This is a genomic window from Cryobacterium sp. TmT2-59, from assembly GCF_004403545.1.
Classification (GTDB): Bacteria; Actinomycetota; Actinomycetes; order Actinomycetales; family Microbacteriaceae; genus Cryobacterium; species Cryobacterium shii.
The window spans coordinates 1-3531 of sequence record NZ_SOGM01000051.1; the positions used below are offsets into that span (position 1 = coordinate 1).

A 3531-nucleotide genomic window follows, 5' to 3' on the forward strand; every position below is an offset into this window, starting at 1 on the left:
TGGCCCATGACGACGCCCGTTCCACGCCCCGATCCCGGGAGCTGCGGCGGGCGTGCCATCAGCGCGCGTTACCGTTCCATCCAACCGGGCCTGAACGTACTCGCGCAACAGGGGCTTCCCGCGAGCTTGGCCGTCTTGGGTCGGCGGGCACGCCGGTCGGAGTGCCACTGGGCGCTCGTGGCCCGGTATTCAGCTTTGCCGCCGCGCGAGGCCGCGTTGCGTCGCAGCTCGCGGGAGATCGTCGACGGGGACCAGCTCAACGCCAGCGCGATCTGGCGAACACCAAGATTCTGTGCTCGCAGGATCGCGATCTCCTCACGCTCGACGAAGGTCAAGAATCTTCCTGAGAGCGGTGCCTTGCTGAGGTCTCGCATCCCGCCAGCGTGACGGAAGAAACGTGTCCCGACCGGCGCCGACACGCCGGCCCGCTCGCCAGCCTCCTCGCTCGAGACACCCTGCCCCACGAGGTCCCANCCGGCCCGGCGGCCGGCCCGGCGACCGCATCGGCTCCCGCCCGAGTTACGTGGCCATCCAACCCTTCGGACGTCCCATAATCCACCTCCATAATCGAGGTGTTGCTTCCACCGGTTGAATCCGCCTTGGGCTCCGCGGTCGGAGTGGAAAATGGCGCCGGCCGTGTCGAGGTGGCCGTGGTCGCGCGCCATTTCTAGGGCGCCGATGATCAGGCTGGTGCGCATGTGGCTGGCCATCGACCAGCCCACCACCATCCGGGTGCAGAGATCGATCACGGTCGCCAGGTAGAGCCATCCGGAGCCAGTGCGCAAGTAGGTGATATCCCCGCAGAACCGGGTTCCCGGGACGGTCGACGTGAAGTCGCGCGTCCCCTCCTGATCGAGCATGTGGTTCTGGATGTGCTCGGTCCGAGCGTCCGGGTCGACAGCCGTGGTGTTCTTCCACGCCCGCATCCGGACGGCGCGGAGGCCGTGGTCGCCCAGGATGGACCCGACCGTGCCGCAGGCGATGTTGACGCCTTCCAGGCCCAGGATCGTGGTGATCTGGTCCCGGCCGGCCCTGCCCTTCTCCCGCGTGTAGACGCGCACGACGTGAGCGTCGAGCTCGTCGTGGCGGACCTGGGTCGGCGTCGGCACGTTCGGGCGCAACCAGCGGTAGAACGAGGCCCGGGAGACCTTCAGCTTCTGGCACATCCAGTCAATGGGAAAGGAGGCCTTCTCCGTCAAGATGAAGACGAAATAGTCGTTCATCGTTGCTTCGCGGCGAAGAAGGCGCTGACTTTTCCCAGGAAATCGATCTCCCTTTTCAGCTCAGCGTTCTCGGCTTGCAGGGCCTTGTACTTGGCCCACTCGACCGGGCCCGGCTCGGCGGCACCGGCCTCAGGGTGTTCCTCTTTCCAGACGCGAACCCAATTGTCCAACGTCCCCTCGACGACCCCGATCTCGGGTGCAACTTGAGCGATCGGCCGGCCCGATGAAATGACAAGCTCTACGGCCTCGGCCCGGAACACAGCACTGAACGTACGACGATTCGACATGAAACAGATTCTCCTTACCTCTGTCTCAATTCACCATACGGGCGCAAACGACCTCATCGCCCTGAGCCTGCCCGAGATCAGGTACCTTCTTGTCCGTCTGATCTTCAGCGAGCCGCCGGACCCCGAACGTGTCCTCAGTCGCTCACGCTGGCGACGCCGACATCAACAAACCGCGAAACGACATCACTATCGAACCCGCGGACACGCCCCATAAACGCGACTGTAGTACGAGTAGTGGTACCGCGCGGCGATCACAACAATCTGGTTCTCTTCCACGGCATAGACCTGGCGGTGCTCCTCCGTGATTCGGCGGGACCAGTATCCCGACAGCTGGTGCTTGAGCGCCTCGGGTTTACCCATACCGCTGAACGGCGTTCTTTGTACCTCGGCGATGAGCTTGTTGATGCGCTTGACCATGGCTTTGTCCGTGGCTACCCAGTGCTGGTAGTCGTTCCAGCCCACGTCGGTGAAGACGATGTTCACTCGGCGAGTGGGCGCTCGGTCGTCTTGCCGGCTCGATGTTGGGCGATGCTCTCGAGCAGCCGCGTCGCGTTGGCGGGGGAGCGCAGCAGATAGGCGGTTTCTTCGAGAGCCTGATAATCGGCCAGCGACATCAGAACGGCGCTGCCCTTCTTCGAGACGATCTCGATCGGCAGGTGGTCCTGATTGACTTTCTCGATCAACGGGAACAGTTGTGCCCGCGCCTGGGAAGCCGTGATGGCCATGTTCTCCTCCTTCGCTCGAATTGTGGTACTGGATATCGTACCACTAACCTGCCGGGGCGGTTCTGGTGCCTCCTCCCACCCGCGAGGGGTCCCAAATCGACCTTCCCGAGGCGATCGAAGGTCGATTTGGGGCCCCTCAGGCTGAAATCCGCACCGTCTGGGGGCCGGCTACGACGCCCGTAGCCGCTGAGGCTACGCCTTCGCCGCCGTTACCCACTGCCGGGCGGTCGCCCAAGAGCCGTTGAGGTCTTTGAGGGCCCTGGCGGTAGCCGTGTCTGCGCCTGTTCCCGTCGTCGTGATCTGGGTTCCACCAGCAGCAACCTCGACGCTGAAGACCATCTCGCGACCGGGACTGGGCACGTCAATCTTCACCCCGGCGCTCCGCCAGAGCCCGCTGGCCATGACCGCATCGACGATCCGATGCACGACCACCGAACTGTACGGATACGGCGTGAACTTGATCGCGCCGGCCCAGAGTAGACGGGCACCCGGGCATCGAGCGCCAGCATGGCCTCGGCGAGGCCGACCTGAGCGGCGGTCGTACCGTCGCCGTTGACGTAGACAACAGCGCCCGGCGTGGAAACAGTGACGAGGCCGACCGCTGCCGATTTCGGCGCTGCCTCGATCACCAGGGCTATAGAGCGAAGTTGGGTTGGGCTGGACACGTCGACGGCGATGACGTTGTCCTTGCTCTCGTAGGAGGTCGCTCCCGGCGTGGCCCGCAGGAAGTCAAAGAACGGAGCAAGTTCGGCCGTCGCCGCGGTGACGGAGAGCCGGGCATAGCCGTCGCCGAGAACCTCGAAGGTGATACCGGCCAGCGCGGGATCAGAGGCGAGCTGCTGGAGTTCTGCGACGATCGACTCCCTCCCGGTCGGGGCTCCGATGGTCACCGTCAGCGACTCGCAGACCTTCAAATCAAGCGCTGTCACAAGCGGATTGGCACTGAGCGAGTCGAAAGCCGTGATCAGCGAGTCGGACGCCTCAGAGTCCTGCCCCTTGTAATTGTCGATTTGAAAATTACCGAATTTTTTGGCTCTCCTGTCGTAACCGTGGGTTAAACCCGGCCGGGGAGCACTGGCTTGTGGCCGCCGAGGCTGAGCATGGCGAGGGCGATGAGGGCGTCGGATGATTTGAAGCCGAAGGCGATTCGGGTGATGAGTCGAATCTTGGTGTTGACGGATTCGATCCGGCCGTTGGAGAGACCGTGCTCGATCGAGGCGAGGATCGCAGCGCGGTGCTTCACGATCGAGCGCTGCAGCTTCACGAACGACGGGATCCGGCAGCGGCGCGCCCATC

At 64.0% G+C, this 3531-nt stretch carries 6 protein-coding genes and 2 pseudogenes; all 8 read right to left on the minus strand.

Annotated elements, in window-relative coordinates:
* Nucleotides 1-473: pseudogene (locus E3T24_RS17945) on the minus strand (helix-turn-helix domain-containing protein); the annotation flags it as partial.
* A gap of 75 nt (nucleotides 474-548) precedes the next feature.
* Nucleotides 549-1223: pseudogene (locus E3T24_RS18265) on the minus strand (DDE-type integrase/transposase/recombinase); the annotation flags it as partial.
* Nucleotides 1220-1510: a transposase gene (locus tag E3T24_RS08530; RefSeq protein WP_134434514.1), complete on the minus strand. Its 291-nt coding sequence runs from the start codon at nucleotides 1508-1510 to the stop codon at nucleotides 1220-1222. The gene E3T24_RS08530 and the pseudogene E3T24_RS18265, both read right to left, overlap by 4 nt.
* A 186-nt stretch (nucleotides 1511-1696) precedes the next feature.
* Nucleotides 1697-1993 (minus strand): Txe/YoeB family addiction module toxin, encoded by a 297-nt coding sequence (locus tag E3T24_RS08540; protein ID WP_134368289.1) that lies wholly within the window; start codon nucleotides 1991-1993, stop codon nucleotides 1697-1699.
* A complete protein-coding gene (locus tag E3T24_RS08545; protein WP_134368288.1) occupies nucleotides 1990-2235 on the minus strand; it encodes a type II toxin-antitoxin system prevent-host-death family antitoxin in 246 nt (81 codons plus the stop codon). Before E3T24_RS08545 ends, E3T24_RS08540 begins: the two co-directional genes overlap by 4 nt.
* Nucleotides 2236-2427: 192 nt before the next feature.
* The gene (locus tag E3T24_RS08550) at nucleotides 2428-2607 is read right to left on the minus strand and encodes a hypothetical protein (protein ID WP_134368287.1); all 180 of its coding nucleotides are present in this window, start codon (nucleotides 2605-2607) and stop codon (nucleotides 2428-2430) included.
* Entirely contained in the window at nucleotides 2604-3164 is a 561-nt protein-coding gene (locus tag E3T24_RS08555; protein WP_134368286.1) for a hypothetical protein, read from the minus strand. Before E3T24_RS08555 ends, E3T24_RS08550 begins: the two co-directional genes overlap by 4 nt.
* 125 nt (nucleotides 3165-3289) lie before the next feature.
* The coding region (locus E3T24_RS08560) for a transposase (protein WP_166789193.1) at nucleotides 3290-3531 on the minus strand (242 nt) is incomplete at its 5' end.

What these genes read in the sequence shown, in the direction of transcription:
- E3T24_RS08545 (WP_134368288.1), bottom strand. Translation starts at nt 2,235, where the DNA reads ATGGCCATCACGGCTTCCCAGGCGCGGGCACAACTGTTCCCGTTGATC.
- E3T24_RS08530 (WP_134434514.1), bottom strand. Translation starts at nt 1,510, where the DNA reads ATGTCGAATCGTCGTACGTTCAGTGCTGTGTTCCGGGCCGAGGCCGTA.